The 3976-nt window shown below is 45.0% G+C and carries 3 protein-coding genes; all 3 read left to right on the forward strand.

What is annotated here, in order from left to right:
• Positions 1 to 203: 203 nt before the first annotated feature.
• The 3 genes from VZ94_RS19940 to VZ94_RS19950 all read left to right on the forward strand — a co-directional run bounded on the left by VZ94_RS19940 (position 204) and on the right by VZ94_RS19950 (position 3751).
• A complete protein-coding gene (locus VZ94_RS19940) occupies positions 204 to 1811 on the forward strand; it encodes an NAD(P)/FAD-dependent oxidoreductase (RefSeq protein WP_045780569.1) in 1608 nt (535 codons plus the stop codon).
• A 237-nt stretch (positions 1812 to 2048) separates the two neighbouring features.
• The gene (msrB, locus tag VZ94_RS19945; RefSeq protein ID WP_045780570.1) at positions 2049 to 2447 is read left to right on the forward strand and encodes a peptide-methionine (R)-S-oxide reductase MsrB; all 399 of its coding nucleotides are present in this window, start codon (positions 2049 to 2051) and stop codon (positions 2445 to 2447) included.
• On the forward strand, positions 2447 to 3751 hold the full coding sequence (locus tag VZ94_RS19950; RefSeq protein WP_045780571.1) for a M18 family aminopeptidase: 1305 nt from the start codon (positions 2447 to 2449) through the stop codon (positions 3749 to 3751). The genes msrB and VZ94_RS19950 overlap by 1 nt, the downstream gene beginning before the upstream one ends.
• Positions 3752 to 3976 lie beyond the last annotated feature (225 nt).

A 3976-nucleotide genomic window follows, 5' to 3' on the forward strand; every position in this document is an offset into this window, starting at 1 on the left:
AGAGCGTGGGAACGAGGCACCGGTGCGTGAATAAATCCATGTTTTCTCGTTCCCACGCTCCGCGTGGGAATGCATACCCATGATCAAGTTATCGCATTTGATACCAGCGGAAAACAATGCTGTGCTGAAGATCGGTAGGCATTCCCACACAGAGCGTGGGAACGAGGCAAAATTAGATAAACGACCAATGCGTGAATAAATCCATGTTAAGAATTACCGAATTAAAATTACCGCTGGCTCATGATGATAGCGAATTTAAACACGCTCTCTTAAACACGCTGAATATTAGCGCTGAGCAATGCTTAAACTATAAAATTTTCCGACAAGGTTATGATGCGCGTAATAAACACGCGATTATGTTGGTATATACCGTTGATGTTGAGGTAGATAACGAAGCTGCCGTGCTTGAGCGCTGTTTGCATGATGCTCACGTCACCAAAACACCGGACACGACTTATCGCTTCGTCACTCAGTGTAAAACCAAACCTAAACACCGGCCCATTGTGATTGGCATGGGGCCATGTGGCTTGTTTGCGGGTTTAATCTTAGCCGAAATGGGCTTTGAGCCGTTAATCTTAGAACGTGGTAAAGCGGTGCGTGAACGAACTAAAGATACGTTCGGTTTATGGCGTCAGCGCGTTTTAAACCCAGAGTCAAATGTGCAATTTGGTGAGGGTGGCGCGGGTACGTTTTCCGATGGCAAGCTTTATACACAAATTAAAGACCCTAACCATTATGGTCGCAAAGTGTTAACCGAGTTTGTAGCCGCAGGCGCGCCAGAGGAAATTTTAACGTTGAGCAAGCCCCATATAGGCACGTTTAGGTTAGTGTCTATGGTTGAGCGTATGCGCAGCAAAATAGAAGCATTAGGTGGTGAAATTCGTTTTCAAAGCCGCGTGGCTGACTTTATTATTGAAAATCAGCAAATAAAAGCGTTGATTTTAGCAGATGGTACTACACTTACTTGTTCGCATGTGGTGTTGGCTTTAGGTCATAGCGCGCGGGACACTTTTGCTATGCTGCATCAACGGGGTGTCTTTATCGAAGCCAAACCTTTTTCGATTGGGTTTCGCATCGAGCATCCACAGTCGATGATTGATGCCGCTCGCTTCGGTAAATTCGCCGGTCATCCTATGTTAGGCGCGGCTGACTACAAATTAGTACATCATTGTCGTAACCAGCGCTCGGTGTATAGCTTTTGTATGTGTCCTGGCGGTACAGTGGTGGCTGCTACGTCTGAGCCGGAGCAAGTAGTGACTAATGGCATGAGTCAATATTCACGCAATGAGCGTAATGCCAATAGCGGTATTGTTGTTGGCATTAGCCCGCTTGATTATCCTGGGCATCCGTTAGCCGGTATCGATTTACAACGCCAATTAGAAAAACAAGCTTTTCAATTAGGTGGAGGCAGTTATAACGCGCCCGGCCAATTAGTCGGCGATTTTTTAGCTAACCAACCATCATCAACTTATGGCTCAGTAATGCCATCTTATACACCAGGTGTTACGTTGGGTTCTTTAGCTACCGCGTTGCCTGATTATGCAATTGCTGCTATACGCGAAGCATTGCCAGAATTTAACAAAAAAATTAAAGGCTTTGCGATGCCGGATGCGTTGTTAACCGGTGTTGAAACACGTACTTCATCGCCCGTCAGAATTACGCGTGATAAAACCTTACAAAGCCTCAATACTAAAGGGTTGTTTCCCGCAGGCGAAGGGGCAGGTTATGCGGGTGGTATTTTGTCGGCGGCAGTCGATGGCATAAAAGCTGCCGAGGCGGTTGCGCTTGCCATCACAGAATCGGACTGCTAAAGACATTCGGTTTGGTAATGCAACCTTGAAACGGTACAATTCACTCCTTTTTTGAAGAGAAAAAGCTCACAGTATTACATCTCATAAGTTCTTGCGCCTTACCTTGTCATAAAGTAGCCAGAACTTATGGGATGTAATACACCATTTAATAAGTTATTAATTGTTTCATAAGTGCTTGCCGAAATAATTTTAATGACAAAAACCATTTCTAGTGCAAGCACTTATAAAACGATTAATATGACAAGTAATCACGACTCCGATGATGCGATTTGGCAGCAAAAACTAACGCCAGAACAATTCAACATTTGCCGGTTAAAAGCGACCGAGGCACCGTTTACCGGTAAATATTATGATTGTAAAAAGACCGGGATTTATCATTGCGTCTGTTGCGGACAAGCCTTGTTTTCTTCCGAAACTAAATATGATTCCGGTTCAGGTTGGCCTAGTTTTTGGGATGTGATTGCGGTCGATAGTATTGCAGAGCATACTGATTTCAGCTATGGCATGCGCCGAGTGGAAGTACTTTGCAAACAATGTAATGCTCATTTAGGGCATGTTTTTCCTGATGGCCCTAAACCCACGGGATTACGTTATTGCATTAATTCCGCAGCACTAGACTTACGCGAAACGCCATGATGAACAGCCATCAGTATGTAGAACAGTTATTAGCGTTTATTGATGCGAGTCCAAGTCCCTGGCATGCTGCAGATACGATTGCACAGCAGTTGCAGGCCTCTGGCTATACTGAGCTTAACGAGCAAGAACCTTGGGTATTAAGCCCCGGTGGGCGTTACTATGTGATTCGCGGCGGCTCTTCAATTATTGCCTTTGTGCCGGGTAATCAGCCCCTAGCTCAAACGGGATTTAAACTGATAGGCGCACATACGGATTCACCTGGTTTAAGGCTTAAGCCAAATGCTCCTAGCGTTATTGACGGTTTTCTTCGTTTAGGCGTAGAAATTTATGGTGGCCCTATTTTAGCGACGTTTACCGATAGAGATTTAAGTTTAGCCGGACGTATTAGCTATCGAAATGATGACGGCCAGATAACAAGCAAGAATATTCGTTTTGACCAACCTTTATTACGCTTGCCTAATTTAGCCATTCACATGAATCGCGGCGTCAATGAAGACGGCTTAAAACTACAAAAGCAAAATGAGCTACCGCTGATTTTATCCCGCATCACCGAACAACAACTGCCTAAAGACGTTTTTTTAGCGTTATTGCAACAACAATCAGGCATTAATGCTGAGCGCATTTTAGCTTGGGAATTAAATGCTTACGATACACAAAAAGGCTGTTTTTGGGGGGCTGAGCAAGAGTTTTTTGCTAACAGTCAACTGGATAATCTCGCGTCTTGTCATGCGGCTTTAGTCGCATTGCAAGCTCAATCAGTGCTAACAGCTAATAATACCCTGGTGTGTGCTTGGTTTGACCACGAAGAAGTCGGTAGCCAAAGCCACAAAGGTGCAGAGGGCAGTTTTTTGCCTGATGTGCTTAAACGCATAGCGATGAATATGGGATGTAGCGACCAGGATTATCAGCGTGCTTTAGCCCGTAGCCTACAACTCAGTGCTGATATGGCACATGCTTATCAGCCTAACTTTCCTATGGCGTATGACCAAGATCATAAGGTCTTTGTCAATCAAGGCCCCGTGATTAAAGTTAATGCCAGCCAGCGTTATAGTACAGAAAGCACATCGGAAGCGTTGTTCGCGAGTTGGTGTTGTGCAGTAGATGTGCCCTATCAAAAATATTCCCACCGTTGTGATTTACCGTGCGGTAGCACCATAGGCCCGTTAACGTCAGCTAAACTTGGCATTTTATCGGTCGATATAGGCAATCCCATGTGGGCTATGCATAGCATTCGAGAAAGCGCAGGGGTTTTCGATCACGGTTATATGATAAACGTCATGAGTCATTTTTTGCATTTTAGCTAAGCTATAGCAAGTGCACGATTCTGCAAGAAGCTATAGGAATCTCTCGCTTGCAGAAAACGCACGACTGCACGGATGCAGGCGGTAGAGCAATGCAGGAGCTATTGCCGAGGAGCAGTTTTCTGTAAGCCACACGGATGTGGTGAATGCAGAAAACGCASGAGCAGTTTTCTGTGTTTATACTTTAAACGGTTAAGTTTTCGGTTTTTAGGTAGGGTGCGCTGTGCG

Origin of the sequence: Methylocucumis oryzae (genome assembly GCF_000963695.1) — a bacterium.
Classification (GTDB): domain Bacteria; phylum Pseudomonadota; class Gammaproteobacteria; order Methylococcales; family Methylomonadaceae; genus Methylovulum; species Methylovulum oryzae.

What these genes read in the sequence shown, in the direction of transcription:
- VZ94_RS19950 (WP_045780571.1), top strand. Translation starts at nt 2,447, where the DNA reads ATGAACAGCCATCAGTATGTAGAACAGTTATTAGCGTTTATTGATGCG.
- VZ94_RS19940 (WP_045780569.1), top strand. Translation starts at nt 204, where the DNA reads ATGTTAAGAATTACCGAATTAAAATTACCGCTGGCTCATGATGATAGC.
- msrB (WP_045780570.1), top strand. Translation starts at nt 2,049, where the DNA reads ATGACAAGTAATCACGACTCCGATGATGCGATTTGGCAGCAAAAACTA.